The sequence below is a fragment of the Klebsiella sp. K5-204 genome (assembly GCF_030128585.1).
Classification (GTDB): Bacteria; Pseudomonadota; Gammaproteobacteria; order Enterobacterales; family Enterobacteriaceae; genus Klebsiella; species Klebsiella quasipneumoniae.
Genome location: NZ_JAKUZS010000007.1, coordinates 270,511 through 296,674 on the forward strand (window position 1 = coordinate 270,511; position 26,164 = coordinate 296,674).

Annotated in this window: 37 protein-coding genes, 1 tRNA gene and 1 pseudogene; all 39 read left to right on the forward strand. The window is 52.1% G+C overall.

The window, feature by feature from the left end:
* Positions 1 to 25: 25 nt before the first annotated feature.
* On the forward strand, positions 26 to 295 hold the full coding sequence (locus tag MKR05_RS27065) for a hypothetical protein (protein WP_032454813.1): 270 nt from the start codon (positions 26 to 28) through the stop codon (positions 293 to 295).
* 552 nt (positions 296 to 847) lie between these two features.
* The gene (locus MKR05_RS19485; RefSeq protein ID WP_162921945.1) at positions 848 to 1,015 is read left to right on the forward strand and encodes a hypothetical protein; all 168 of its coding nucleotides are present in this window, start codon (positions 848 to 850) and stop codon (positions 1,013 to 1,015) included.
* Between the two features lie 145 nt (positions 1,016 to 1,160).
* The gene (locus MKR05_RS19490) at positions 1,161 to 1,469 is read left to right on the forward strand and encodes a Ref family recombination enhancement nuclease (RefSeq protein ID WP_025713730.1); all 309 of its coding nucleotides are present in this window, start codon (positions 1,161 to 1,163) and stop codon (positions 1,467 to 1,469) included.
* Positions 1,462 to 2,100 (forward strand): annotated as a pseudogene (locus MKR05_RS19495) (phage N-6-adenine-methyltransferase); the annotation flags it as partial. The gene MKR05_RS19490 and the pseudogene MKR05_RS19495, both read left to right, overlap by 8 nt.
* A 17-nt stretch (positions 2,101 to 2,117) precedes the next feature.
* Positions 2,118 to 2,696, forward strand: a complete 579-nt coding sequence (locus MKR05_RS19500; RefSeq protein WP_101837499.1) for a DUF1133 family protein — start codon at positions 2,118 to 2,120, stop codon at positions 2,694 to 2,696.
* Positions 2,697 to 2,865: 169 nt separating this feature from the next.
* Positions 2,866 to 2,940: transfer RNA gene (locus MKR05_RS19505), tRNA-Gly, on the forward strand.
* Positions 2,941 to 3,147: 207 nt separating this feature from the next.
* A complete protein-coding gene (locus MKR05_RS19510; RefSeq protein WP_012542609.1) occupies positions 3,148 to 3,417 on the forward strand; it encodes an HP1 family phage holin in 270 nt (89 codons plus the stop codon).
* The gene (locus MKR05_RS19515; protein ID WP_135653350.1) at positions 3,395 to 3,892 is read left to right on the forward strand and encodes a lysozyme; all 498 of its coding nucleotides are present in this window, start codon (positions 3,395 to 3,397) and stop codon (positions 3,890 to 3,892) included. The genes MKR05_RS19510 and MKR05_RS19515 overlap by 23 nt, the downstream gene beginning before the upstream one ends.
* On the forward strand, positions 3,889 to 4,278 hold the full coding sequence (locus MKR05_RS19520) for a DUF2570 domain-containing protein (protein ID WP_185954831.1): 390 nt from the start codon (positions 3,889 to 3,891) through the stop codon (positions 4,276 to 4,278). The genes MKR05_RS19515 and MKR05_RS19520 overlap by 4 nt, the downstream gene beginning before the upstream one ends.
* The gene (locus tag MKR05_RS19525; RefSeq protein ID WP_124982883.1) at positions 4,163 to 4,414 is read left to right on the forward strand and encodes an Rz1 lytic protein; all 252 of its coding nucleotides are present in this window, start codon (positions 4,163 to 4,165) and stop codon (positions 4,412 to 4,414) included. Before MKR05_RS19520 ends, MKR05_RS19525 begins: the two co-directional genes overlap by 116 nt.
* Positions 4,415 to 4,759: 345 nt before the next feature.
* Positions 4,760 to 5,248 carry a hypothetical protein gene (locus MKR05_RS26990; protein WP_004218030.1) on the forward strand — a complete coding sequence of 163 codons (489 nt, stop codon included), beginning with the start codon at positions 4,760 to 4,762 and terminating at the stop codon, positions 5,246 to 5,248.
* The gene (locus MKR05_RS19535; protein ID WP_047664966.1) at positions 5,199 to 6,599 is read left to right on the forward strand and encodes a PBSX family phage terminase large subunit; all 1,401 of its coding nucleotides are present in this window, start codon (positions 5,199 to 5,201) and stop codon (positions 6,597 to 6,599) included. Before MKR05_RS26990 ends, MKR05_RS19535 begins: the two co-directional genes overlap by 50 nt.
* A gap of 237 nt (positions 6,600 to 6,836) precedes the next feature.
* Positions 6,837 to 8,288 (forward strand): DUF1073 domain-containing protein, encoded by a 1,452-nt coding sequence (locus tag MKR05_RS19540; protein WP_135653311.1) that lies wholly within the window; start codon positions 6,837 to 6,839, stop codon positions 8,286 to 8,288.
* 55 nt (positions 8,289 to 8,343) lie between these two features.
* Entirely contained in the window at positions 8,344 to 8,892 is a 549-nt protein-coding gene (locus MKR05_RS19545; protein ID WP_135653351.1) for a phage minor head protein, read from the forward strand.
* A gap of 38 nt (positions 8,893 to 8,930) precedes the next feature.
* Positions 8,931 to 9,353, forward strand: coding sequence for a hypothetical protein (locus tag MKR05_RS19550; RefSeq protein WP_072040652.1), 423 nt, complete (start codon positions 8,931 to 8,933; stop codon positions 9,351 to 9,353).
* A 55-nt stretch (positions 9,354 to 9,408) separates the two neighbouring features.
* A complete protein-coding gene (locus tag MKR05_RS19555) occupies positions 9,409 to 10,611 on the forward strand; it encodes a DUF2213 domain-containing protein (protein WP_243237710.1) in 1,203 nt (400 codons plus the stop codon).
* A gap of 3 nt (positions 10,612 to 10,614) precedes the next feature.
* Complete coding sequence (locus MKR05_RS19560) at positions 10,615 to 11,109, forward strand: hypothetical protein (RefSeq protein ID WP_000528476.1); 495 nt, start codon at positions 10,615 to 10,617, stop codon at positions 11,107 to 11,109.
* An 11-nt stretch (positions 11,110 to 11,120) separates the two neighbouring features.
* Positions 11,121 to 12,062, forward strand: a complete 942-nt coding sequence (locus MKR05_RS19565) for a DUF2184 domain-containing protein (protein ID WP_110247629.1) — start codon at positions 11,121 to 11,123, stop codon at positions 12,060 to 12,062.
* Positions 12,063 to 12,101: 39 nt separating this feature from the next.
* Positions 12,102 to 12,383: a hypothetical protein gene (locus MKR05_RS19570; protein ID WP_040181209.1), complete on the forward strand. Its 282-nt coding sequence runs from the start codon at positions 12,102 to 12,104 to the stop codon at positions 12,381 to 12,383.
* Positions 12,352 to 12,771, forward strand: coding sequence for a DUF4054 domain-containing protein (locus tag MKR05_RS19575; protein WP_040181211.1), 420 nt, complete (start codon positions 12,352 to 12,354; stop codon positions 12,769 to 12,771). Before MKR05_RS19570 ends, MKR05_RS19575 begins: the two co-directional genes overlap by 32 nt.
* Complete coding sequence (locus tag MKR05_RS19580) at positions 12,768 to 13,265, forward strand: hypothetical protein (protein ID WP_284118551.1); 498 nt, start codon at positions 12,768 to 12,770, stop codon at positions 13,263 to 13,265. The genes MKR05_RS19575 and MKR05_RS19580 overlap by 4 nt, the downstream gene beginning before the upstream one ends.
* On the forward strand, positions 13,265 to 13,669 hold the full coding sequence (locus MKR05_RS19585) for a hypothetical protein (RefSeq protein WP_009652660.1): 405 nt from the start codon (positions 13,265 to 13,267) through the stop codon (positions 13,667 to 13,669). Before MKR05_RS19580 ends, MKR05_RS19585 begins: the two co-directional genes overlap by 1 nt.
* Entirely contained in the window at positions 13,662 to 14,213 is a 552-nt protein-coding gene (locus MKR05_RS19590) for an LIC_12616 family protein (RefSeq protein ID WP_284118553.1), read from the forward strand. The genes MKR05_RS19585 and MKR05_RS19590 overlap by 8 nt, the downstream gene beginning before the upstream one ends.
* 1 nt (position 14,214) lies before the next feature.
* Positions 14,215 to 15,366, forward strand: a complete 1,152-nt coding sequence (locus MKR05_RS19595; RefSeq protein ID WP_284118555.1) for a DUF3383 family protein — start codon at positions 14,215 to 14,217, stop codon at positions 15,364 to 15,366.
* A 10-nt stretch (positions 15,367 to 15,376) separates the two neighbouring features.
* Positions 15,377 to 15,817: a DUF3277 family protein gene (locus tag MKR05_RS19600; RefSeq protein ID WP_025269949.1), complete on the forward strand. Its 441-nt coding sequence runs from the start codon at positions 15,377 to 15,379 to the stop codon at positions 15,815 to 15,817.
* Positions 15,818 to 15,820: 3 nt separating this feature from the next.
* Positions 15,821 to 16,270: a phage tail assembly chaperone gene (locus MKR05_RS19605; RefSeq protein WP_284118556.1), complete on the forward strand. Its 450-nt coding sequence runs from the start codon at positions 15,821 to 15,823 to the stop codon at positions 16,268 to 16,270.
* A gap of 41 nt (positions 16,271 to 16,311) precedes the next feature.
* Entirely contained in the window at positions 16,312 to 16,464 is a 153-nt protein-coding gene (locus MKR05_RS19610) for a DUF6889 family protein (RefSeq protein WP_114507749.1), read from the forward strand.
* Positions 16,454 to 18,376: a hypothetical protein gene (locus tag MKR05_RS19615; RefSeq protein ID WP_284118557.1), complete on the forward strand. Its 1,923-nt coding sequence runs from the start codon at positions 16,454 to 16,456 to the stop codon at positions 18,374 to 18,376. Before MKR05_RS19610 ends, MKR05_RS19615 begins: the two co-directional genes overlap by 11 nt.
* Positions 18,376 to 18,951: a phage baseplate protein gene (locus MKR05_RS19620; RefSeq protein ID WP_025269945.1), complete on the forward strand. Its 576-nt coding sequence runs from the start codon at positions 18,376 to 18,378 to the stop codon at positions 18,949 to 18,951. Before MKR05_RS19615 ends, MKR05_RS19620 begins: the two co-directional genes overlap by 1 nt.
* The gene (locus tag MKR05_RS19625) at positions 18,952 to 19,254 is read left to right on the forward strand and encodes a phage baseplate plug protein (RefSeq protein ID WP_039108748.1); all 303 of its coding nucleotides are present in this window, start codon (positions 18,952 to 18,954) and stop codon (positions 19,252 to 19,254) included.
* Positions 19,255 to 19,256: 2 nt separating this feature from the next.
* The gene (locus MKR05_RS19630; RefSeq protein WP_114262518.1) at positions 19,257 to 20,321 is read left to right on the forward strand and encodes a hypothetical protein; all 1,065 of its coding nucleotides are present in this window, start codon (positions 19,257 to 19,259) and stop codon (positions 20,319 to 20,321) included.
* Positions 20,321 to 20,653 carry a hypothetical protein gene (locus tag MKR05_RS19635; protein WP_032419940.1) on the forward strand — a complete coding sequence of 111 codons (333 nt, stop codon included), beginning with the start codon at positions 20,321 to 20,323 and terminating at the stop codon, positions 20,651 to 20,653. The genes MKR05_RS19630 and MKR05_RS19635 overlap by 1 nt, the downstream gene beginning before the upstream one ends.
* Positions 20,654 to 20,740: 87 nt before the next feature.
* Positions 20,741 to 21,970: a GIY-YIG nuclease family protein gene (locus MKR05_RS19640; RefSeq protein WP_171879177.1), complete on the forward strand. Its 1,230-nt coding sequence runs from the start codon at positions 20,741 to 20,743 to the stop codon at positions 21,968 to 21,970.
* A gap of 62 nt (positions 21,971 to 22,032) precedes the next feature.
* On the forward strand, positions 22,033 to 22,686 hold the full coding sequence (locus tag MKR05_RS19645; protein WP_224050055.1) for a Gp138 family membrane-puncturing spike protein: 654 nt from the start codon (positions 22,033 to 22,035) through the stop codon (positions 22,684 to 22,686).
* A 1-nt stretch (position 22,687) separates the two neighbouring features.
* A complete protein-coding gene (locus tag MKR05_RS19650) occupies positions 22,688 to 23,041 on the forward strand; it encodes a hypothetical protein (protein WP_004152573.1) in 354 nt (117 codons plus the stop codon).
* The gene (locus MKR05_RS19655) at positions 23,041 to 24,237 is read left to right on the forward strand and encodes a baseplate J/gp47 family protein (protein WP_284118560.1); all 1,197 of its coding nucleotides are present in this window, start codon (positions 23,041 to 23,043) and stop codon (positions 24,235 to 24,237) included. Before MKR05_RS19650 ends, MKR05_RS19655 begins: the two co-directional genes overlap by 1 nt.
* On the forward strand, positions 24,234 to 25,007 hold the full coding sequence (locus MKR05_RS19660; RefSeq protein ID WP_284118562.1) for a DUF2612 domain-containing protein: 774 nt from the start codon (positions 24,234 to 24,236) through the stop codon (positions 25,005 to 25,007). Before MKR05_RS19655 ends, MKR05_RS19660 begins: the two co-directional genes overlap by 4 nt.
* Positions 25,007 to 25,873, forward strand: a complete 867-nt coding sequence (locus MKR05_RS19665; RefSeq protein WP_151819803.1) for a hypothetical protein — start codon at positions 25,007 to 25,009, stop codon at positions 25,871 to 25,873. The genes MKR05_RS19660 and MKR05_RS19665 overlap by 1 nt, the downstream gene beginning before the upstream one ends.
* The gene (locus MKR05_RS19670; protein WP_004152577.1) at positions 25,873 to 26,070 is read left to right on the forward strand and encodes a hypothetical protein; all 198 of its coding nucleotides are present in this window, start codon (positions 25,873 to 25,875) and stop codon (positions 26,068 to 26,070) included. Before MKR05_RS19665 ends, MKR05_RS19670 begins: the two co-directional genes overlap by 1 nt.
* Positions 26,071 to 26,164: the final 94 nt, after the last annotated feature.

The window sequence follows — 26,164 nt, forward strand, 5'->3', positions numbered from 1 at the left end:
ATCAACAAATCACAGGTTTGTATTTATGCGAATGATAACCAGGAAGAAGCCCGCATTTACGGAGCTGTATCAGACCGGCGTACTGACTCGCATAGCCGCTGTAAAAAGTCCTGATGGTGGCGGCTGGCGATTGTTCGGCTTGTGGCGGGGTAAAGATATAGCTGTGTTTGTGGAGGCTGCTCGCGGAGGGATTCGCGAGTGGTCTGGGCTGGACTACCTTGCTAACTTCTGCGCGAGCTGCGGCATTAGCCTGTGGGAAGTTCACAGCAAGGTCGCCGAAAAATCCCCTCAATGAGACCCCGCTTCGGCGGGTTTGTTTAATCATAAGAAAATCTTGAACATTTCTATTCATTATGTGAGTAAATAGGGAGTTGCACGCTATCCAAAATATGCATCACCCATTCTTATGGTTTTTTATGCTGCATAGTACAGAATTGTAATCGTTAAGCTCTGAAGTTACATGAAGACCTTTAGTTAGGTTAAATAGGGGGTTGCGCACAACACAAAATGTGCATTCTTTGTCGCGGTAGTGTTTTCTGCTACTCAATTTTTCATGTAATTAATTAAATCCTGAAATTGGCTAAATTCTTCTATCTGAGTGAAATAGGGGGTTGCGCCAGAGAAAAAATGTGAATGACTTTTTTATGTTTTTTCCTTTCATTTAAGATATTGAATTTATATATTTTTATATTTTTGTTTTCATTCATCCCTTCCCGTGAAAATAGGGTCTTGATGGGCGATTTAAATATGTCATTGTATTCCAGAACGTCGCGAGTTCATTTTTAGCCATCCCTGTACAGGAAAAGCAAGAACCAATATTTATGGAATAATCACAAGGTGCTAACTAATGAGTGAGAAAGAGATTATTGAAGCAATTCGCATTCTGGGGCGTTATGTCGTTGATAGTCTGCCAGGGGGGATTTTTGTTCTTACCCCATTAGAGGATGGGGAAATCATAAATACCGAGGAATCTCACAAGCAATGCAAAAGCTTCTTCCGGAAGAAGAAAAGCTGATTTATACTAATCACTTCGGCTGAACACCGAACCTATCGCGCCATCACCGGAGAAAAGTGATGACGCAAAAACGAAGTAATTCCATTCAACGCCGTGCCTTTGTGCGCGGTGTTTTTGCTTGTCTGTCGCACCATGGCGGTGCGATATGAGCAAATCCAAAACCAAGGCTGAAAAGCTCCATCTGAGCCGCGTAGCTGCGCTGGGTTGCATCGTATGCCGGAACCTCAATTACGGCGAATCGCCTGCTGAAATCCATCACTGCAGTTCTGGTACTGGCTTATCTGTCCGCGCTGATAACTTCCATGTCATTCCGCTATGCCATGCCCATCACCGTACTGGTGGCTACGGCGTTGCTATTCATGCTGGCCGTAAGTCATGGGAAGAAAAGTTCGGTGCTGAGGCTGAGTTACTGAGTCAGGTACTCCAGGAGTTAGGGGAGAGCGTGAATGACTAATTTTTACTGTGAGGCCCTTACGGCGCTGCGTTCAGCACCCCATCACTATTTGAAAGAAGTCGGCGACCAGTGGCGAACTCCGGACCTGCTGTTCTGGGGTATTAACGCGATGTTTGGCCCGTTGATGCTGGACCTGTTCGCAGACGACAGCAACGCAAAATGTCCTGTCTGGTACACCGCAGAAGATAACGCGCTGATACAAGACTGGTCGGAAATGCTTTCCTCAATCGGCGGCGCAGCCTACGGAAACCCACCTTACAGCCGCTCTCAGTACCACGAAAAGCAGGCCATCACTGGCATGACGCACATCATGAACTATGCAGCTGCTCAACGAGAGAAGGGCGGTCGCTATGTCTTCCTGGTGAAGTCAGCCACAAGCGAAACATGGTGGCCGGAAGATGCGGATCACGTCTGCTTTATTCGTGGGCGAATTGGTTTCGATCTGCCCGAGTGGTTTAAGCCAGCCGACGACAAACAAAGGCCGACCAGTGCGTTTTTCGCTGGCGCCATTGTCGTGTTTGATAAGTCATGGGCTGGAGAGCGGTTTAGTTACATCAATCGAGCGGAACTCGAAGCGAAGGGCCGCGCATTTATGTCACTGGCGCAGTTTGCTGCTGGCCAGAGCAATACCCAAAATGAGGTGAATATATGATCAACCCTTCTGAAGTTGGTAAGTCAGGTGAAATGATTCGCCTCCGTACGCTGGAAAGCATCTGGATACAGGGAAAGCTGCGCATGTGGGGCCGCTGGTCATACATTGGAGGCGGTAGCGGCGGCAACATGTTTAACCAGCTGTTGGCATCCGGGAAGATAACGAAAACTGCCATCAATGATGCACTGCGCCGTATGAAGAAATCGGGCATTACCAAACCTGAGTTGGAAGCCTTCTTCAAGGAAATCCTCAGCGGTAAAAATAAAAGCGGCCTGGCGTTTTGTACTGACGAGGAGGGATTGAAAATTGATTCAGTGCTTAGCACCGAGCTTGTGCGCTCCGGGAATAAAGCTCTCTATAAGCTAATCAAGGATCGGTATGTTTATCGCATGAGCAAGAAGGCCATGGCAAAAGAGCTAAACGAAAAGCATCCAGAATGGTGCTTGAGGACTTGCGAGAGCAGGGTTGATGTTTGGCTAAATTTAGCAGAATCGATGCTTTACGCACCAATGTGTGACGCGTTTGGCACAAATAGCGACAGATTTTACTTGAATAGTTGCGCGGAAAGTGCTTGAATTGTGATAGGCTCGGGACGTTAAAGCGAACTGAGCAGCAAGAAAAAATTAAAGGCCCAAGGCTAACCCCCTTGGGCTTTGTCGTTTCTGCAATCCGGTAAGGGCTCTTGGGTAGATATGTGCTGCACGACACGTTAAAGCCCTTCCGCGCAGAGCCCTGAACCAGATTGCATCTGTCGTAGTTTGGTAATTACGTCTGGCTTCCACCCAGAATATGCGGGTTCGATCCCCGCCAGATGCTCCAATCCCTCAACCTTGGGACCATTACGGCTACCGCGCCGTCACTTTTACCCTTGGTATTTCTTCCCGCCTTGAGCGGGTTTTTTATTGAGCATGCCCAGACCCTCGGGAATCATCCCTGACGTGCTTTGTTGATAAATCAGCCCGCAGGGTCTGGGCCTCTTTCCCCCTTTTACGCACAGCGCCATCCGTCATCAACGGAGGTGAGGTTATGACAAAAATGAGCACCATTTACAGCAGACTTTCATACGGCACCGGGACCGCACTGACGGGCTGCGGTGTCTCAGCAAAGGCGTATGCCGGGGCAGTTAAGGCAGAGGTATGGATTTTGGCCGACAAAATAGCGGGGATGACCCTAAGTGACTGGGCAATTATTGTCGGTATCGCCTGCACCATTACCACCTGTGGGGTGAACTGGTACTACCGGCGGAAAGAACGCGAGGATCGGCTCAATGGCTATGACACCAAAACTGAGGAATAGCGTTATCGCTGCCATCGGCGGTGGCGCCATAGCCATTGCTTCTGCACTCATCACCGGCCCAACTGGTAATGATGGTCTTGAAGGTGTGCGCTATGACCCCTATCAGGATGTGGTAGGCGTCTGGACTGTCTGCTATGGCCATACTGGCAAAGACATCATGCTCGGCAAGAAGTACACCGAGGCTGAATGCCGTGCGCTTCTCAGTAGAGACCTGAACACCGTCGCTCGCCAGATTAACCCATACATCCAGAAGCCGATCCCCGAGACAATGCGTGGGGCGCTTTACTCATTCGCGTATAACGTCGGCGCTGGCAATTTCCAGACCTCCACGCTGCTGCGCAAAATCAACCAGGGCGACCAGAAAGGTGCATGTGACCAGTTGCGCCGCTGGACCTACGCCAAGGGCAAGCAGTGGAAAGGCCTGGTGACTCGCCGCGAGATTGAGCGCGAAGTTTGTTTGTGGGGGCAGAAATGAGCCGCACAATTGCAGTTTTTGGCGCCGCCATAATTAGCCTGATTCTTATCCTTTGGTGGGGCCTGAGTCACTTCCATGAGGCGTATCAGGCGGAAAAAACTCGCGCTGACAATGCAGAACAGCAGGTAAACGCAGCCCAGACCATCACATCCAACGTTCTGAGCACCATGACCATCTTCAACACTATCGTCGAGGCCAATCAGCATGCAAAAGAGCAGATCGCACTGGACGCATCGGGAGCCTCGGCTGATATCCGGGTTGCTGTTGCGAATAATGATTGCACTAATCGCCCTGTGCCTGCTGGCGCAGTTAAGCGGCTGCAGCAATACGCGAACGGTCTACGTCAAAGTGCCGGTGGTCCCGTTACCAGCCAGCCTGACGGCTGACACCCCGCAACCGGAAATCCCCGACAACCTGACGTGGGGCCAGAGCCTGGATTTAAACGTCAGTCTGCTATCAGCGCTTGGCCAGTGCAACAGGGATAAGGCTGACATCAGGCAGGCGGAAACAAAACGTCAGTAGGGCATTACAGAGCCACTTCCAGAGGTGGCTCGATAATGTCAAGGCGAGGACAAAATTATGGCAAAACCGGACTGGGAGGCCATCGAATCGGCATACCGGGCCGGAGTCCTTAGTCTCCGTGATATAGGCGATAAATACGGCGTTACTGAAGGGGCTATCAGGAAGAGGGCTAAAAAATTTGACTGGGTACGCAATAGCGGTACGCAGGTACGCAAAAATGGTACGCAAAGTGGTACGCAAAAGAGTAAGGCGCGTACCAGCGAAAAGCCTGCCAGCGCTGGACGTACGCAAAAAAGTACGCAACCAAAATCCGAACCTCCACCAGATACGAAACCGATACGCGGGGTGCGTACCGATCCGCCGACTAACCCATTTCAACCCGGCAACCAGCAGGCGTTAAAGCATGGTGGTTACGCCCGCCGCCTTTTGCTTAAAGATGAGGTCATTGAAGACGCGAAAGCGTTGACACTCGAAGACGAATTATTTCGCCTTCGGGCTAACAACCTTGTCGCCGCAGAGAATATTGGCCGGTGGTTGACCAAGCTGGATGATGCTGAAGGGGACCAGGAAAGAAAGGTGTTGATGGAAAATATCAGCGCCGCCGAGAAGGCGATGATGCGCAATACCGTTCGTATTGAGTCCATCGTCGGCACGCTTGCGACGGTAGGCAAAATATTTGCTGATACGGACTATCGCAAAGCTGCTACTGATAAGGTGTCGCTGGAGGCCGATCGTCTTCGCCGTGATGCAGGTATTGATGATGGCAACGGAGAGCGTGACCTCAATGACTTCTACTCTGACATCCAAACCGACGCTGAATCCGGTCCTGCGTAGCTTCTGGACGACGCAGGCGCGTAACAAAGTGCTTTATGGTGGCCGGTCATCGTCAAAATCGTGGGATGCCGCTGGCATAGCCATATTTCTGTCGAATAAATACAGCCTGCGCTTTTGCTGTGCACGTCAGATCCAGAACAAAATTGAAGAGTCGGTGTATACCCTGCTCAAAATTCAGATTGACCGCTTTGGCCTGCGGCATCGTTTCCGCATTCTGAACAACAAAATCATTAACCGGGTGACCGGGTCTGAATTCGTCTTTTATGGGCTCTGGCGCAACATTGAAGAGATTAAGTCTCTGGAAGGTATCAGCGTTCTGTGGCTCGAAGAGGCCCACGCGCTGACGGAATACCAGTGGAAGATACTGGAGCCTACCATCCGTAAAGAGGGCTCAGAGTGCTGGTTTATCTTTAACCCCGGGCTGGTGACTGATTTCGTGTGGCGTAACTTTGTGGTCGATCCGCCAGAAGATACGCTGATACGCAAAATCAACTACGATGAAAACCCCTTTTTGTCCGACACTATGCTGAAGGTTATCGAAGCCGCTAAGCGCCGGGATCCGGATGGGTTTAAGCATGTCTACGAAGGCGTGCCAGAGTCGGATGATGATGCGGCCATTATCAAGCTGTCATGGATTGAGGCGGCCGTTGATGCCCATAAAGTCCTTAATTTCGAGCCGAGCGGGCGCAAGCGTATTGGCTTCGACGTTGCTGATAGCGGCGCCGATAAGTGCGCTAACGTCTATCGTCACGGCTCCGTCGTGTACTGGGCGGATGAGTGGAAGGCGAAAGAAGACGAATTGCTGAAGAGCTGCCAGCGTACCTATCAGGCGGCACTGGAGCGTGATGCTGATATCGTCTACGACTCAATCGGCGTTGGGGCATCTGCTGGCGCGAAATTCTCAGAAATTAATGAGGATCGTAAGCGCGAAAACATGAATGCATCCCGCATCAACTATCAGCGTTTCAATGCTGGCGCTGGTGTGAATGAGCCGGACTACGAATATATTGGCATCCCGAACAAGGATTTTTTCGCCAACCTCAAAGCGCAAGCCTGGTGGCTGGTAGCGGATCGCTTCCGTAACACCTTCAACGCGGTAAAGAACGGCGAGCAGTACCCGGTAGATGAGCTGATTAGCATTGACTCATCCTGTCCGCTGCTGGAAAAGCTCAAGCTGGAACTTACCACCCCGCACCGTGATTTTGACAAGAATGGTCGCGTAATGGTGGAGAGCAAGAAAGACCTCGCTAAGCGTGATGTTCCGTCACCGAACGTGGCTGATGCATTCATTATGGCATTCGCCCCGACTGATACGGCAATGGATATCTGGGAAGCCTTGGGAAGAGGTTAAACATCAGGAAATAGCCACCTCACGCCGAAAAATCCCTATTCACTTTTTGACCCTGTTTATGCACGTTTTATTCACGCACTTTCTGCTACTTATCCTGACGAAATAAGCCTTTGGCGGACATTTCATCATGGGAGGGATCCGGCTGGTGCGGGTAACAGTCATTATGTTAAATCGGGTCGTTTTTTAACAAATTATCCTATCCGCCACGAGTACCGAAAAAGCCGGAGAATAGTCACCATGGCGAAGAAAACAGGACGAGTCGCCACGGCGGATTCGTACGATAACTTTGTTGCCCGTGTCGGTATGCAGCAGCCTAACCAGCATGCCGCATCGACCTACAGGGCGAACTATACCAGCCGCAACCGCCTGCTCATCGAGTGGGCTTATCGTTCCTCCTGGATTATTGGCGCCGCAGTCGATTCTAAAGCGGACGATATGACCAAAAAGGGAGTGCGGATCACCAGTGAGATAGACCCGAAACGCCGTGGCATTCTGGAATCGCGGTTCGATGAGCTTCAGCTTTGGGATTGCATCAACGAGACGCTGAAATGGTCCCGGCTGTATGGCGGGGCGGTGGCACTGATTCTGATTGAAGGTCAGGCGCCGCTGACGCCGCTGGTGCTGGATAAGGTTGGCAAGGGCAGCTTTAAAGGTCTGGCTGTACTTGACCGCTGGATGATTAACCCACAGCTCACCAGGCGCATTAAGGCGCTTGGCCCTAACCTCGGCAAGCCTGAATTCTATGAAATCGTGACAACGGCGCAGGGGCTTCCTCCTTGGACTGTTCACCACAGCCGCCTGATCCGCATGGATGGTGTGAAACTGCCGTATCAGCAGAAAATCACCGAAAACGAATGGGGGATGTCCATTGTCGAGCGCATCTTCGATCGTCTGACTTCCTACGATAGCACCAGCGTCGGCGCCGCCCAGCTTGCATACAAGGCACACCTGCGAACAGCAAAGATTAAAAAGCTGCGTGAAATCATAGCCATTGGCGGTAAGCCGTTTGAAGCGCTTATTAAGAATATGGAAATGGTCCGCCAGTACCAGACAAACGAGGGTATATCCCTGTTTGATTCGGAGGACGAATTTGAAACGCATGCTTATTCTTTCGCGGGCCTGTCTGACCTGCTTAGCGAGTTTAAAGAGGATATTGCGGGTGCTGTTGGCATCCCTCTTGTCCGCTTGTTCCGTCAGTCACCGAAGGGTTTTTCAACCGGTGACGCTGACCTCGCTAACTACTACGACGACGTGGGAACGCTTCAGGAGCGAGATTTACGGCCTCACATCCGCCTGTTATTCGATGTACTGCATCGCTCAGAGTTTGGCGAGCCGTTGCCGCAAGATTTCACCTTTGAGTTTAACCCCCTGTGGCAGATGAGCGACACCGATCGCTCTACGGTGGCGACCAACACGACTACCGCTCTGGCAACCGCGGTGCGTGATTTGGGAATGTCCCCGGCTGCTGCGCTGACCGATTTGCGCGAACTGTCTGACGTTACCGGCATCGGTGCTTCAATTAGCGATGAGGATATTCAGAATGCGGCGAAACAGTGGCAGGAGACTGAATCTGAAACCAGCCCTCCGCCGCCGATCGGAGGTCCAGTATCAGAAAAGCCTACTGGCGATAGTCGACCAGATAAACCAAATCGTAACGGGTTCATACGATGGTTCACAGGCAAGCGCTGAGAGCATTGCTAAATCGCTTGTTGACTACTCCGGGGTGATCGACGACTGGGCCGAAATGGTCGGTCGAAAGATGTTTGCCCAGGTGGAGCGTGAAGAGTGGAATCAGTGGCGTTCTGTTTCGGAAGAAATATCTGCTGGTCTGCGTGACGTGATTGGTAACACTCCTGTCGGCATGGTCGCACAGGACATCGTTTACCGACAGATTCGCTACATGAAGTCTCTGCCATTAGAGGCGGCCGGACGAGTCAGGGAAATTCAGGAGCGTGCGATACAGGCTGTCATTCATGGTGAGCGCCCCGATCAGCTTTACGAGATGATCATGCAATCCGGTGACGTGGCGGCCAGCAGGGCGCGGATGATAGCCCGCACTGAGATAGGCCGCGCCACTACCGCATTAACTCAGGCTCGGGCACTGTCCGTTGGTTCTGAGGGGTACTGGTGGCGCATCAAGGGGGCGGGTACCAGGCCATCGCACCGAGAAATGAAAGATAAATTTGTGCGCTGGGATAACCCGCCAACGCTTGACGGTATGACCGGCCACGCCGGATGCCTGCCGAACTGCGATTGCTGGCCAGAAGTGCAGATCCCTGAGTTTAGAAAATAATGCATAATGCATTAGTAACAACTCGATAGGGATAGCAAATGAAGCAAAACATACATAAGCTTAACGGGTTAGAATTCACCCATGAACGCGATTATATCAACGGGCAATGGGTATATTCTTGGTATTTTAGACCCCTAGAGCAATCTGAATGGTGCCCATTCTCGCTGCCAACGGGGAAAACAAGAAAATCTGATATTGAGAATTTCTTAAAAAATTGTGAAGAAGCTACCAAGTTCTATTTAGAGTGGTTAAGAAATGCCTCTGATGTGGAAGGTGCTGAACGCTATTTATTATCCGCAAAACAAGCTTGGGAAAGGATATCTAGCCCGGACTGGGGAGGGCGTGGAAATAATCCAAACAAGGATGCCAGGAGGGTGCAACAAGCAAGAGAAACTCTCGAATCGGCAAAAGTAAAGCTTAAGAAAGCCAAGATATTACGAGAAAGATTAAATAGTAACTAACAACGAGGCCGCTATTCAGCGGCCTTTTCTTTGCCCGCCATTCAGCAGGTAACCCATGAAATATTTCTTTAAAACCCGCCTGGGTAATACTCGCTTTCAACTTGCTGATGGGTCAGTCCTGTTTAAGGACGTCCCGATCGCAAGGACTGGTGAGCAGGAGTACGACGCCACAGAGCGGCCTGAGCTTGTCCCAAACGACAGAGGGAAAGTCATCGTTCGCCGGATGCCAGAAGAGGTGTTCAGCGAGCGAGCCATGGCGTCATTCGAAGGCATGGCAGTCACTATCGGCCATCCGCGAGATTTTGACGGGCAGATCATCTTTGTTACCCCTGATAACTGGCGACAGCTGGCTCACGGGCACATCCAGAACGTACGACGTGGCACGGACGATAAAACCGATCTGCTGCTGGCTGATGTCATCGTTAAAACCCCGGAAGCCCTGCAGGCCATTGATGATGGTGATGACGAGGTCAGCTGCGGGTACGACGCCGATTACGAACAAATTTCACCTGGTCTCGCAAAGCAATCTGCGATTACCGCTAACCATCTGGCCCTTGTCCCTAACGGGCGGGCCGGTTTCCGTTGTGCAATAGGGGATTCTATGCCAAGCACTACTAAAAACTGGTTTACCCGGCTCCTGAAGGCCCGTAAAACCGGGGACGCTGCCGAAATGGCAAGTCTCATTGATAACCCGCCTGATGATGTCACGGGCGATAACGATGTGTCGACCTCTATGACACCTGGCGGCGTGGTCATCAACCTTGCGCCGCAAAATCCGCTTCCCGGCCCGGCATTGCCTGGTACCGGCGATGGCGAGGAAGAAATTCCTGCATGGGGTAAGGCGCTGATTGAGGCGGTTGCCAAACTCACGCCTGCGGCAGCTGCTCCTGGTACCTGCGATGCCGAGGACGAAGAGGAGAAAAAGGAAGAAGAGGGTAAGGTTACCGGCGACGCCGCTTACCGTGCCGATCTGATTCAGCCAGGCATCCAGTTGCCAGAGAAGGCGAAGCCGACAGCATTCAAGCGTCAGGTGCTCGCCTCTGCAGATCAATCTCTGGTGCGCTCTATTGTCGGTGATGCCGATATCAGTAAGCTGAAAAAAGCCACGGTAGATATGGCTTTCACGGCTGTTTCTGAGCTGGCGAAAAACCGCAATACCAAAACCGTCGACAGCCTGCAAACGCAGACTGCCACCACTGTTAAAACCATTGCCGGTATGAATCAGGCCGCGCAGGAATTCTGGTCTAAACGAGGCTAACCAATGGGTAATACATTTCTTTACCGGATGCCAGCGGGCATCGCCGGGGCAATTTCTCGTCCGCAGGATCTGACGGTTGAACCTCAACTGCTGGACTCCTCCAACCTTTTCCCCGCTTACGGCCTTGGCGGCAAGATTTCCTCCGGGAAATTTGTGCCAATCGCTGCGAGCGATACAGCGTCGGTGCTGGTGGGCATTTACGTTCGTCCGTATCCGACCGCCAGCCAGCCGGATAAAGTCCAGCAGGTAGGTAGCGGTAAAAACTTCACCGGCGATTGCCTGGTACGTGGTTACGTCACGGTAAACATCGGCGCGGATGCATCCAGCGTTGCGCTGCATGGCCCGGTCTACATGCGAGTGGCCACACCATCCGCCTCAAGCCCTCTCGGCGCGTTCCTTGCCGCCGCTGATGGCTCGAATACCGTCCAGATCACTAACGCTTACTTCAATGGCCCTGGCGACACCAGCGGCAACATTGAGCTGGCCTTCAATATTTAAGGAAATCGCAAATGCCAATGACATTTGACCAGGCGACAGTCGACGGCACTGGTGCCTTTCTTGTCCATGAGCTGGAGCGTCTCGATCAGACACTGAATCTGCCGCTGGTGAATTTCACCTGGTCGCGCGATATCCAGTTGCGTGAAGACGTGTCTATTGCTGACGAGATCAGCTCGTTCACTAACACCACCTTTGCCGCTGCCGGTACACCGAATGCCAACGGTAAAAACTGGCTGAGCAAAATCCCTACCGCGCTGGCTGGCGTTAACGTCGACATCGCAAAAACTGGCTTCCCGCTCACACTGTGGGGTATGGAGCTTGGCTGGACCGTTCCTGAATTGCAGGCAGCTGCGCAGGTTGGTCGCCCGATCGACACGCAGAAGTACGACGGCATGCAGCTGAAGTGGAACATGGACACGGACGAGCAGGTTTATATCGGCGATTCCGGTCTGAACGTTAAAGGCCTGATGAACCTGACGCAGGTAACGCCGACCAACGCAGCGAAGACCTGGGCGACCTCCACCGCTGACGAAATCCGGGCGAGCATTAATGCCGGGCTGAGTGCAGCGTGGGCCAACTCGGCTTACTCCATGGTACCGACGGACCTGCTTATCCCGCCGGAGCAGTTCTCTCTGCTGGCAAGCACCATCGTATCCAGCGCTGGTAACCAGTCACTGCTGACCTATCTGGAAACCAACACCATCGCATACCACCAGAACGGGCGTCCTCTGAACATCCGTCCGGTGAAATGGGCGAAAGGTCGTGGCGTGTCGAACTCTGATCGCATGATGTTCTACACCAACGACAAGAAATACGTTCGCTTCCCGATGGTTCCGCTGATGAGCGTGCCGATCCAGTATCGCGGCCTGTATCAGCTCGTAACCTATTACGGCAAGCTGGGTGCAGTAGAGCCGGTTTATCCGGAAACTCTGGCCTACGTCGACGGCATCTAACCTGCGGCGGCCCGAAAGGGCCGCTCCTGAGGACTTGCAATGAAAAAGATTTACGTACTCTCCCCGTTTAACTTCAACGACGGCAAAGAGCAAAAGCATTTCCAGGTTGGCTTCCACGACGTCGATGACACCGTTGCTGAGCACTGGTTCGTAAAAGCGCACTGCTCACCGGATGGCGAAGCGCCAGCGGTCGCAGAGGACCCGCGCATTGCTGAGCTGGAAGCAAAAATCGCTGAGAAAGACGCGCGCATTGCTGAACTCGAAGCGCAATTGCCGGAGGCTAACGTTAATGGCAAGAAATCAAAGTCTGCCGACGCCTGAGCAGTTCAGGGCAACCTTCCCCCAGTTCGCTGACGGAACAAAGTACCCCACGCCAATGATCCAGGCTCGACTGAATCTTGCTGATGCCATGCTGAGTGAGTCGCGTTTTGGCGTGGATATCTTTCCCTACATCGTCGGGCTGTATGTTGCGCACTACATGTACCTTTACGCCGCCGATATGCGTGGTATGGCTGTGGGTACTGCTGGTGGTGTAAATAGCGGCATACAGACCGCGAAATCAGTGGATAAGGTTTCAGCCAGTTATGACGCAAGCGCAACTCTGGACCCTAATGCCGGTTTCTGGAACAACTCCCGTTACGGATCGGAGTTCTGGGAATACCTGATGATGTTTGGTGCCGGAGCGGTTCAACTGGGGACGCCGGAATGAAAAGCGGGCTCACAATTCGGGAAGACAATTACAGTGTCGTTCTGGATGCGCTGAAACAACTGTCAGGCACTGATGTGCTGGTTGGTATCCCGGCAGGTCCTCCGCGCGATGATGCGCCGCTGAGCAACGCAGAAATTGGTTACCTGCAATCAACCGGTGCCACGGTGGAAATTGACGCGGAGGTTGTGACGCTTCCACCCAGGCCTTTCCTCGATATGGGAATTGAAGATTCGCGGGATAAAACCACCGAGCGTTTAAAGCTTGCCGCTCAGGCTGCTCTTGAAGGTAATGCCGGTGTGGCAGAGCAGCATCTTGAAGCCGCTGGACAGATTGCCAGCTCAGCTTCTAAGGCGGTAATAGGTGCTGGTGATCGTCTGACTCCATTGTCAGAAAAAACAAAGGCCAAGCGTCGAAAAAACGGGCAGGACTTCAAACCACTGTATGACACGCACAGTCTGATGGACTCAATCACCTACGTAGTGAGGAAAAAATAATGCCGTTTCTCGATGTGACTGATGTTCTGCTTGATCCGGACTTTGTCGACCTGTCTCTGGTGTGTTATCGACAGGTGCAGACGGTGGATGAAGATAATTTTCCGACCAATACCGCGCAGGCTATTCCGTTCTCTGGTGTCGTAACCGTCGATCGCTCGCTTGAGGCAAAGCGAATGGCCGCCGGGCAAAACATCAATGGCGCCATCCTCATTGTTACCCAGTTCAGGCTAACTCAGGGGATGCCAGCCAGTGACTCAACGCCAGAACTGGACGCTGATATCGTTTTATACAGCGGCAGACGGTACCGCGTGACCTTTGTCGATCCGTACACCCGATACGGTGCCGGGTTCGTACAGGCACATTGCGAGCTGCTGGAGTTTAACGGAGGGATCCCCGTTGAGTAACGACAGCACAGAGCCTGGGTATCTAACCCCCGTCGGGGAAGCTCCTGAGTACGATAAGGAGCTGGAAAAGCAACTGAGTCGCTGGGTAAGAGGCGTGACGGGGATATCAGTTAACCTGGTGTTGCCCCGGTTTACCGATCCCCAGTCCAAAATACCACCGAACGGTGAGACGTGGTGCGGGTTTAACTTCTCCACGCTCTTACGTCCCGGCACTCCTGCAAATGTCCAGGTAAGCGAAGAGCAAAGCGAGCAATGGTCATGGGAGAGCATGCAGGTGCTTTTCTGTTTCTATGGCCCCGGCGGTTCCGGGATGGCCACGCGGTTTCGCGACGGAATGTTTATAGATCAAAACGCAGATACGTTGCGACGAATCTCAGGTTTGTCGCTGGTGAGCGCTGATGATATACGAAACCTCCCCGAATTGATCAACAACCAGTGGGTGCGCCGGTATGACCTTGCCGTGACCCTTTCCCGCAAAAACACCCGTACCTACAACGTTAAATCTGTCGTTGACCCTAACGTCACGATAGTTACCGGAGACTAACATGGAAAAAGGGCTTCCCCTTAACCGTATCGCTAACGTGACGGTGACGCTTTCTGCTCGGGCCGCGCAGGGGCGCAATTTTGGCTCAATGCTCATCCTGGGCGACTCAACTGTTATTCCGATTTCTGAGCGGCTGCGCCTTTACTCCAGCGCTGATGATATCGGCGATGACTTTGGTGTAGACAGCCAGGAGTATGCAGCGGCTGTTATCTGGTTCTCCCAGCAACCTCAGCCGACTCTGGTGTATGTCGGTCGCTGGGCGAAAACGCTGGCTACTGGCGAAACAGGCAGCGCAGAAAGCCTCCTGCAGGCGGTTAACGCTTTGCTGGACTGGAATTCATGGTATGGCCTTCATCTTGCCGTGCCGGTAGCTGATTATCCTTCCGACACCGACATTATCAGTGTGGCGGCGGCTATCGAAGCCGCGAGTGTATCCCGCATCTTTGGCGTTACCTCGGCTGATTCAACGATTCTTGACGCGGCTACCACGACGGATCTGGCTTCCAGGCTGAAAGCAGCGAAATATAGCCGTACCTTTATCCAGTACTCGACCAGCAGCCGCTATGCTGCGCTGTCCTCGTTTGCGCGTGCGTTTACTGTTGACTTCACTGGAAGCAACACGACGATCACCCTCAAGTTTAAACAGTTGCCGGGCGTGACCTACGAAACCCTGGGCACCTCGCAGGCTAACAACCTGGAGGCGAAGAACTGCAACGTTTACGTGTACTACGAAAACGATACAGCGATTCTTGAGCAAGGCGTTATGGCAAACGGCGATTTCTTCGACGAGCGCCATGGCCTCGACTGGTTGCAGAACGCCGTGCAGACGGCTGACTACAACACGCTCTATACGAGCACAACCAAAATCCCCCAGACCGACGCCGGTACCACAACCCGTATCGCCAACATTGAGCTGGTGCTCGATAAGGCTGTGCAAAACGGTTTCTTTGCGCCGGGCAAATGGACTGGTGGCCCGATTGGACAGCTCAATACCGGTGACATGCTGACGAAGGGCTATTACACCTGGGCAGAAAACGTTGATGACCAGCTTCAGGTCGATCGCGAAGCGCGTAAAGGTGTGCCAATTCAGGTTGCCGGGAAACTGGCCGGAGCCGTTCATTACGGCACCGTCGCAATCACGGTCGTGCGCTAAGGAGCCATAGATGTCTACGTATTCGTTTCTTGATGTTTCGGCCTCTCTCGCAGGGCCTACCGGGTTAGTTGAGCTTGGCTACGGCTCAGCGAACGCCGAAGAGGGCATTACTGTCACAATGACAGAGGCCAAAAACACCATGACCATCGGCGCCGATGGCGAGGTGATGCACAGCCTGCACGCCGGAAAAAGCGGCACTATCACGGTAACCTTGCTGAAAACCTCCCCGGTAAACAAAAAGCTCTCGCTGATGTACAACGCACAGAGCCTGTCCTCGGCAACGTGGGGCAATAACGTCATCGTCATTCGCAACAAAGTATCAGGTGATACCACTACAGCGCGTTCTTGTGCTTTCCAGAAGCAACCCGATCACGCTAACGCCAAAGTCGGCAATACGGTTTCCTGGGTCTTTGACTGCGGCAAGATTGATCAGCTGCTTGGGGAGTTTTAACAGATGGAATTTGAAATCAAAGGCGTTAAATACCGCACCGCAAAGCTTGATGTTTTCCAGCAATTGAAGGTTAGTCGCAAATTGCTGCCGGTGCTGGCCGGGCTGGTTTCTGACTTTGGCACGCTGAAATCCATGATGGTCAGAGATAGCGAGGGCAAGCTGGTTTTCGGTGAGAAAAGGGCATTCGACGCTCTGGATATCGTCCTGCCGAAGATTGCCGATACGCTGGCAGCACTGCCTGAAGAGGACGTTAACGCGATTATTCATCCGTGCCTGGGCGTCGTTATGCGCCAGCATGAAAAAGGGTGGGTGAAAATTTTCGATCAGGGCGCGCTGATGTTCGACGATATCGACCTGTTCACGATGCTGCAGCTGGTGGCGCGGGTGGTCGCCGACAGCCTGGGAAATTTTTTGAAAGAACTCCCCGGCAGCGGGACGCCTACCCAGCCATAGGTCCTGTCCTCGAATCCATGCCAGAAGGTGAGGATTTCCTGATGCGCCCGGTGGATGCCGGGCTCATCTCTTACACCGCCCTGAAAGATGGATCAGTCGATCTGGCTGATATTGCCCGTTTGAATGACTGGCTGGACCTGAAAGCCGATAACGAAAACCGTATAGCGAAATGGAGAGAGGCTAATGAACGCTGAAACGCTCAAGGACTTTCTGATCTCGCTTGGGTTCAAAGTTGATGAGGCTGGCGCCAGAAAATTCGATGCCGTCGTTGCCGGGACAACGCTTAAAGCGATTGAACTGGGCGTCAAAGTTGAGGCGGCGGCGCTTTCCGTCGTTGCATTCACCGCGAAAATTGCCAGCGGTCTCGACGACCTGTACTGGGCCTCTCAGCGCACAGGCGCGACGGTGGAGGGCATTAAGCAGATTGGGTATGCGGTTAGTCAGGTTGGCGGCAGTGTCGACGGGGCCCGCGGCTCTCTCGAAAATCTTGCCAGGTTCATGCGTAACAATCCCGGCGCTGAGGGTTTCCTGAACCGGCTGGGGGTTCAAACGCGTGATGCCAGCGGCAACATGAGGGATATGGCGACGATCTTTACCGGCGTCGGCCAGCGTCTTAGCAGCATGCCGTATTACCGCGCGAACCAGTACGCTCAAATGCTGGGCCTGGATGAAAACACCCTGATGGCAATGCGTCGCGGTATCGGCCAGTTTAGTGGCGAATACACCGCGATGACGAAGGCGATCGGCTATAACGCCGATGTGGCCGCCGTCAGCTCCAATAAATTCATGACCTCGCTGCGCTCCTTTGGGCTGATGGCAGGCATGGCGCGGGATAAAATAGGCTCTAGCCTCGCTGATGGCCTTGCTGGCTCTCTGGACAGGCTGCGTCGACAAATTCTGGAAAACTTCCCGAAAATTGAAGGCGCGATAACCAGCACCGTCAAAGGGATTCTCTGGGCTGGTGAGATGGTAGGCAGGGTAATTTACCGCCTCATCCAGCTGGGTCAGAGTATCAGCGACTGGTGGGACTCTCTTGATAAGCAGTCGCAGCAGCTGATCGAACTAATTGGAGCGCTAACCGCAGCGTGGTGGATGCTCAACCGCGCTATGCTCGCATCGCCGATTACGTGGGTTCTCGGTCTTGCCGCTGCCATCGCTTTGCTATGGGAGGATTACCAGACCTGGAAGGAGGGCGGTAAGAGCCTCGTTGACTGGGGGAAATGGAAGCCTGAAGTAGACGCAGCACTGAAAATGGTCGGTGACCTGAAACAGACTGTCCTCGATCTCGGAAAAGCGCTGGCAAAGCTACTCAATATCGATCCTAAATCCTGGTCTTTAAAATGGGATTTCAGCAACTTCATTACCCAGATGGGTGAGTTTAGCAAGATGCTGAGTATGATCGGCGACCTGCTTAACGCTATCAAGGACGGTCGATGGTCAGATGCTGCAAGTATTGGTAAGGCTCTTCTCAAACAAGGTAGCGATCAACCTGACGTCCTTCCTGGTGTTACCAGTAGCGCAGTCAATGCGCGAGGTAAAGTTCTGGGATTTTGGGAGGAGGTTAAATCCCGTTTCAGTGATGGCGGCTGGTATCAGCATGAGCAGAACACGCTTGCCGATCGCAACAATAACCCCGGCAATATTCGGCCCGTAGGCGGTGGTGGTTTTCGTGCGTTTGGTTCTGCGCTGGAAGGCTGGGAGGCCATGAAAAACCAGCTCATGCGGTACTTTACTGGTAAAACGACCGGGCGCCGCCTGCAGACTATCATGGATATCGTCAGCACCTGGGCACCTGCGGCCGATAACAACGATCCTGCCAAATATGCCCGTGATGTTGCTGGCTGGATGGGTGTATCGCCGACGGCAGCATTAAACCTGTCCGACCCCAATACGATGGCTATGCTCATGCAGTCTATGGCCCGCAAAGAGGGGTATTCGAACTGGAATAGCCCGCTTGCCCATCAGGCTGCTGGAGCGCAGGTGAATCAGCAAAACACCTACAACATCTATGGCGGTAATGCTCAGGAAATTGGGCAGGAAGTCAGTCGCCGACAGCTTGATGCTAATGCCAGGGTGCTGAGAAATAACCAAACTGGAGCAGGATGATGGATATTCTTTCTACTCTCTTTCAGCAGCAGAGCAGGCGGATCGGGCTGATAGTCCCCAGTGTTGTTATTTCGGAAAAGCACGATGACTCTCTTGAAATAACTGAGCATCCCGTAGAGGTAGGCGCAGCAATTTCCGACCATGCATTTCGACGTCCTTCGGAAGTGGTAATGCAGGTCGGTTTTGCTGGTGGCGGTTCCTTACTTGACTTCGTAGATACATCTTCTCTTGGGCTAAGCGTTGGTATTGGCCCGAAGGAGACTTATCAGGAGCTGTTAAATCTGCAGAGCAGCAGGGTGCCTTTAGATGTGGTGACCGGTAAGCGGATTTACACCAATATGCTGATCCGTGCGCTTGAGGTCACTACCGACAGGACGTCGGAAAATATTCTCTCTGCCGTGCTGACGCTCCGGGAAGTGATTATCACAAGCACAACCACCACGCAGGTGGCTCCAAAGTCCAATATGAAGTTAGGAGCGAACACCTCTGCTGTGCAAAACTCCGGGGTGAAAACGCCAGTTCAAAAAAATGAATCAATATTGAGCCGGTTAAGTGGCTTTGTAGCGGGAGGGTAAATGACGATCAGCGAAATCCCTCTTTCCCCGGAAAACCAGCGATTCTCCATATCCGTGGCAGGTCAAAGTCTGCAAATGGCTGTGACCTGGCGTGCTGCTTTCTGGTGTCTGGATATTATGGATAGCAGCGGTGCGGACCTGATAAAGGGGATCCCGCTTATCACCGGCACCGACCTGCTGGCGCAGTATCGCTATCTCGGGCTTGGCTTTTCGCTTTATGTGGGCTGCGACAACCAGTCCAGCGAAAATCCCACTGAGGCCGATCTGGGGATTTATAGCCATCTTTATGCGGTAACGGAGTAAAAATGTCTCAGAACTGGATGCGGCACTTCGAATTGCAGTTAGTCGATTCGAAGGGGAATGCTACTGATTTTGGTAGCTTTAAGAGCACTTTTACTATCGACTGGTTTAACCTCAGCAGCGAAACGCGAGTAGGAACTTTTAAAATCTATAACCTTTCAGCTGATACCGTAAACCGGATCGTCGGAGAGGAATTCTCCCGGATTAGGGTTATCGCTGGTTACGATGGCATTGCAGCTGACGTTCCCGCCAGCCAGGTAGGCGTCGTCAGGACAGTAAACCCCGATGAAGTCGGGCAGATGGATGGTCGAAATTATGGGCTGATTTTCGACGGGGAAATCCGGTACACCATCACAGGGAAAGATAACCCCGTTGATAGCTTTGTCCTCATTCAGGCGGCTGATTCTGATCGGGCATTCGCCACCTCGATCACTGCGCAGACGCTGGCGGCTGGCTATACGGTCTCTGACGTCAATGCAGTGCTCATGAAGGACTTCAACGCTAACGGGGCCACGGAAGGGAATACCCCTGCAATGCCTGCAACGGTGTTTCCTCGCGGCAGGGTGCTTTTTGGTATGACCCGGCATCTGATGGATAACGTCGCCGAGCAATGCAAGGCTGACTGGATGTTTGTCGACGGTAAGCGGGAAATGGTGGCGAAAAATGAGGTTGTTCACGAAGCCATTAAACTGAACAGCGCCACCGGCCTTGTGGGTATGCCTCAGCAGACCATTGGTAGCGGCGTTAACGTCCGTTGCCTGATTAACCCTAACATCCGCGTTAATGGCCTGATCGAGCTGAATCAGGCTTCCGTGTTCCGTACCGCGCTGGGGAATAACGATATCGCCATGACCCAAGGGCGTATCACTGACCAGAACAACAACGGAAACATCACCATTGAAGGCACCACTGCGCAGCCTGCCAGTATTGCGACTGACGGCGTTTATATTGTCCGTGGCATTATGTACACTGGCGACACAAGGGGCCAGGCGTGGTACATGGATATGATGTGTGAGGCGCGTGGCGCGATGGATCTTGTTTCCTCATCGGCGAGGGAAAGAGGGCTTTAATGAAAATTTTCTGTTTGGCGTTGTTCTCGGTGATTTCAACCCCAGTAATGGCTGCAATTCAGTGTGGAAATTATGTGATGACAGGTGATGGAATGACCGTTATCAACGGAGAAACAGTCACATCTCAGAAAATAAAGTTTTTGGGTAAGAGTGGCGACTACGCGAACATGAAAATGGACATGGGCCTTATGCCTGCGCGTGATGGTAACAACTATGGCTTTGAGTTTGTAAAGCGCGACGGAAAGGCATTCCTCAACGTCCAGCTATTGCAAAACAGCATGGATGCCCCGAAGATCATAGGTTCCTTCCCCTGCAAAAAGGTCTCTGGCTAAGCTATAAGGCCGCCTTGGTATGGCGCTCTAAAGGTTAGATCCTGTATATTCCAGATGATTCTAATTGTTAATCTGGGGTAACTGTAAATGGAAGCGCTGTATCCAATATTGATAGTCTTAGGAGTGGGGGCTGCTATAGGTGCTTATATAACTTATAGGTATTTGATAAGCAAGCATAAAAAGGTTGTTGAGTATCTTGAGCTAAGGAATCAAAAATCACTGGCGGCTGAAATTGAAGAAAAAGAAGAAGTAATTGAAAAGTATAAGAATAAAGATATTGCTCGTGAAGTTGAGCATAACAATCTGAAAAACGAGCTCAGGCAGATTATCGAGATAAATAGGATAAAAAGTAAGGAAATCCTCGGTAAGGCTGTCGATTTTGCGTTTGATTTTGAAACCATATTCCGTGAACAGCACCACTCAGCACAAGAAGAGATACAGAAGGTTCTTGATGATACCTACCGATACAAACGTAAGACCCTTCTCGCTTCTGTCACTCTGAGAAACTTCGAGAAAAAACTCGAAGATATCAGAAGAGAAAAAGCAATTTACCAGACGTTAATTGCTAAATATGATTTCTTCCAACTACGCGACCATTCTGACTGGAAGGTGGTAGAAAAAGAATTTAGGGATAAGGTCCTGGAACTGCAGGCTGCACAGGATGAGCGTGACGCCCAGAATGAAATTAAACGTCAAATGCGAGAGGAAAGGCAGCGTGCTGAAGAGTTGGAAAGGCAGCAACAAGAAGCTGAAGCCAAAGAGCAAGAGCTTGAAGCACGGCGCAAAGCAGTAGAAGAAGCGCTATTGGCTGCTGATGAAGAACACCGCCAGGAACTAGAAGAAACCCGCCGTCAGTTGGAGCAAGAGATTGAGGACGTTCACAAGCAGTATGAGCGAGCGAAATCAATGGCTCAGATGACTAAACAGGGCCATGTTTATATCATTTCAAATATCGGTTCATTTGGTGAAAATGTATTCAAAATAGGCATGACGCGCCGCCTGGAGCCACTCGACCGAGTAAGTGAGCTAAGCGGAGCAAGCGTGCCATTCGAATTCGATGTGCACGCAATGATTAGCTGTGACGATGCGCCAGCCCTTGAGTATGCATTGCATAACAAACTAAGCAGTGAGCGAATGAATAAGGTTAACCTTCGCAAAGAGTTCTTTAAAACGGAATTAAACAAAATAATTCAGTGCGTTGAGGAGCATCACGGTAAAGTTGAATACGTTGCAGATCCCGCTGCATTGCAATACTACCGCTCTCTTGAGATAGCAGAAGAAGCCCAAAATAATAAAGAACTATTAGTTGCGTCTTAGATTTTACTAATACATAAAACAGACCCGCTTCGGCGGGTTTTTTAATGCCCGGAGTAAAGCAAATGGCCGTATCCGATAAAACCCGTAGTGGTGCGCTGGCGGAGGTTCTGGCGTCTGAACGGAAGACACTAAACGAACAGTTGCGCGTTGCGCTACCTGGTATCATCCAGTCATTCGACCCCGCATCAATTACGGCTGTTGTTCAGCCGGCGATCCGCTACATCGAGCGTGACAACGACGGCAACAAAAGCACAAAGGACTATCCGCTGCTGGTGGATGTTCCCGTCGTCTTTCCTCGTGGCGGCGGCTGTACGCTGACTTTCCCGATCAAAGAAGGTGATGAGTGCCTGGTTATCTTTGCCGACCGCTGCATTGATTTCTGGTGGCAGAGTGGCGGGGTACAGGAACCAGTAGACGGCCGCATGCATGATTTGTCGGATGCATTTTGTATCGTGGGTCCGCAGTCGCAAGCGAAGAAAATCGGCGGTATCAGCACCAATGCGGTAGAGCTGCGCAGTGATGACGGGGAAACAAAGTTGAGCCTCAATCCTGCCAGTGGAGCTATCAACGGCACGGCGCCGGGAGGTTTTAACCTGAACGGGCTTAAAATTCTTTCGGACGGCCGCCTGCAGCTGGTGGATGGCTCAATCGTTGATAAGCATACGCATGGTGGCGTTGAGTCTGGTGGCAGCAGTACAGCACCACTCGGAGGATGATATGCGATACCGTCGAGAAGATGACGATGGGGATTACACCTTCGGTCAGGGTGATGATACCTGGCTGGTTAACTCCCCCGAGGCTGTCGCACAGGCCATTAAAACGCGCTTTCTGCTTTGGTACGGGCAGTGGTTCCTCGATACCACGGAGGGAACCCCGTGGATTCAGTCCGTTTTGGGTAAGCAAAAGCCGGATACCTACAACCTCGCTATCCGTAAGCGGATCCTCGAAACGCAGGGGGTTAGCTCAATCACTGCATTTAATACCACCGTTGACGGCACCACGCGCCGTGTAACGTTCACAGCAACGGTGGAAACCATCTACGGGACAACCACAGTAACTTCGGAGGCGTAATGTCTTTGGACCTCGACACACTCGGCTTATCGGCAACGGTAACCGCTGAGGGGATAAGTGCGCCCGACTATCAGACCGTTCTGGACACCATCACCGGCTATTTTCAGCAGATTTATGGCAGTGATGCCTATCTCGACCCTGACAGCAAAGACGGCCAGATGGTCGCTCTGGTGGCTCTGGCCATTCACGATGCCAACAACACGGCCATTTCTGTTTACCGGTCATTTTCTCCGTCGACGGCGCTGGACGATGCATTAACCAGTAACGTCAAAATTAACGGCATCACTCGCCGTGCTGCGACAAACTCTACGGTCGATGAGCTGATCGAGGGTGAGGCCGGAACGTTAATCACAAATGGCTCTGTGAAAGATGCCAACGGCATCATCTGGAATCTTCCTGCTCAGGTGACAATTGGTATTGATGGGACGGTTATTGCTACAGCGACGTGTTCTGTTGCTGGCGCTGTGGCGGCCCATGCCGGGTCAGTCAATAAGATAAACACCCCGACACGGGGCTGGGTATCAGTAACTAACCCGCAAGCGGCCACCGTTGGCGTTGCTGCCGAAACAAATGCTGAATTGCGTGTCCGGCAATCACAGAGCGTTGCTTTACCGTCTCTGACGCCGTTTGAGGCGGTAGATGGCGCGATAGCAAATATCAACGGCGTAACGCGACACAAGCTGTATGAGAACGATACAGATACCACTGATGCAAATGGCCTGCCGCCGCACTCAATCGCCGCCATTGTTGAAGGTGGTGATGCGACGGTCATTGCAAACAGCATTCGTGGTGTGAAAGGGCAGGGCGTAACACCCTACGGTAGTACGGTGATTGTTGTGCCTGATAAGTACGGAAACCCTCATCCGGTAGGTTTTTCAAGGCCGGTAGATGTACCCATTTACGTCAAAATCACTATCGAGCCTCTTACGGGTTACACATCCCAGGTTGGCGAAGAGATAAAGGCGGCTGTATCTGCCTACATTAACTCTCTGGCAATCGGCGCCAGCGTTCTTCTCAGTCGCGTTTACTCACCGGCTAACCTGGGCGTCGTTAGTGGAGGCAATGCCCGGTATTACGACATTACCGAGTTGCTGATCGGGACGTCTGCCAGTGGCGTAGCTGCGGCAAACGTGGATATTGCCTTTGACCAGTCGGCATCCTGCGCCGTCAGCAATATTAATCTGGTGGTCTCATGAGCAGATACACTGACCGCATAACCAACTACCACGCCGGTAAACCAAAGTTCTTTGCCCACGTCGATCTATCCACCAGGCCACTGAGTGATGTTTCCGATGCAATGTCGCGGCTAATCCCTGATTTTGATATTGATACCGCCGTAGGCGTACAGCTCGACGTCGTGGGCGAATGGGTTGGGCGCTCCCGGCGCGTGGCTACACCAGTAACCGGGATTTATTTTTCGTGGGACACCGAGCGGGTTGGCTGGGACCAGGGAGTCTGGCAGGGCCCATATGACCCAAACGACGGTTTTATCGATCTAAGCGATGAAATATATCGGCTAATGCTGAAGGTGAAAGTGGCGATAAACAACTGGGATGGACAGAACGACTCGCTTCCTCCAATTCTTGATACCGCCCTTGCCGGGTCCGGGATCCGAATGGCTATTGTCGACAACCAGGATATGTCGATTTCCATCTGGATACTCGGTGACCCATCGGTAGCTCTAAGTGAAATAGACCGGTTAATTCTGGATAGCGCCGTCAATAAAGGCCCCTTTATCGCATTACCGGCAGGTTACGTACCATCGCGCTATGACATTAACCCGATTGACCAGGTTAACAGCGAGCTATGGTGGGCGATTCAAAACGGTTATATGACGGTTAAGGCCGCCGGAGTTCGTGTCCGTGAAATAGAGGCCGTCAGTGATGGTTATCAGTTTTTTGGCTTCGATATCGAAAATGACTATATCGCTGGTTTCGACCGCGGGTCATGGGGAGAGAGATTTTAATGGCGACTAACGATTTTAAGCCCTTCGCTACTGGTAGCGGGGCAAACGTATTATCACAGGCTGATTATGAAGCGCTATCTGCACTGGCATCAGGGTTTCTTTCCGGCAAAGCCTCGTCAGCACAAGTAAATAAAGCACTCCGGCAATCCTCTACAATTGCTGCCGTCCTTGCACAATTTATGGCGGATAGCACAGGAAGCGATGTCCTGGATAATGGGAACATTGCCACGTTACTAAATATTCTCAAGTCCGCACTTAATAATCAGGCAGAAGGACGCCTGCTCCGCATTCAGGTTTTTACCGCTAGCGGAGCATGGGTAAAAACTGCTGGCACTAAAAAAGTCAGAATTAAGGCATGGGGTGCAGGCGGGGGTGGGAAGGGAACGGACACAGCAGGGGCGGGAGCATCAAGTGGCGCTGGTGGGGCTTATGTGGAGGGCTTGTATGATGTAAGTAGCATCACTGGAGCAAATATCGTTATCGGTGCTGGTGGCGCTGCTGTTGTGGCAGGAAATTCCGGAAACGGTGGCGATGGTGGTGATACTACCATTGTTGATCTTGGCATTTCTGCAGGCGGTGGGAAGGGCGGCAATTCAACGGGTAATTCTGCTGGAGGTACTCCCGGCGCGCCCTCTGTAGGGACTATTTTTTCAGTGGTCGGGCAAGGTGGCCAGGGGGCGGTCGGCGCATTGGGCGGTGTGGGTGGCGCGTCTCACAGCAGTTATGGTGGTCTTCCTCACGTCAGTACATCTGGAGATGATGGTTTCTTTCCCGGTGGCGGCGGTGCTGGTGCATCGTATGACTCAGTGGCCAGGGCGTCAGGGAAAGGGGCTAATGGCTACGTTATCATTGAGGAGCTGGCATAATGGCAGGAAATTATGCGGTCATTGAAAACGGGATAGTCATCAATATAATTATTGCAGAAAATGGTTATGAGTACGCTGGTGCAGACCTTGTGGAATATCAAGAAAACATATTTTGCCAGCCCGGAATGTTTTATAACAAAGATGATGGTTTATTCTATGACGACAAAGAGTTCTCAAAAATAAATAACATCATCTAAGTGCATGTAAATTACCAATCAACCGGCATATGCCGGTTTTTTTTATTGGGGCGACCATGAGTGAATACGATACCGGCAATCCTGTGCCGTCTGC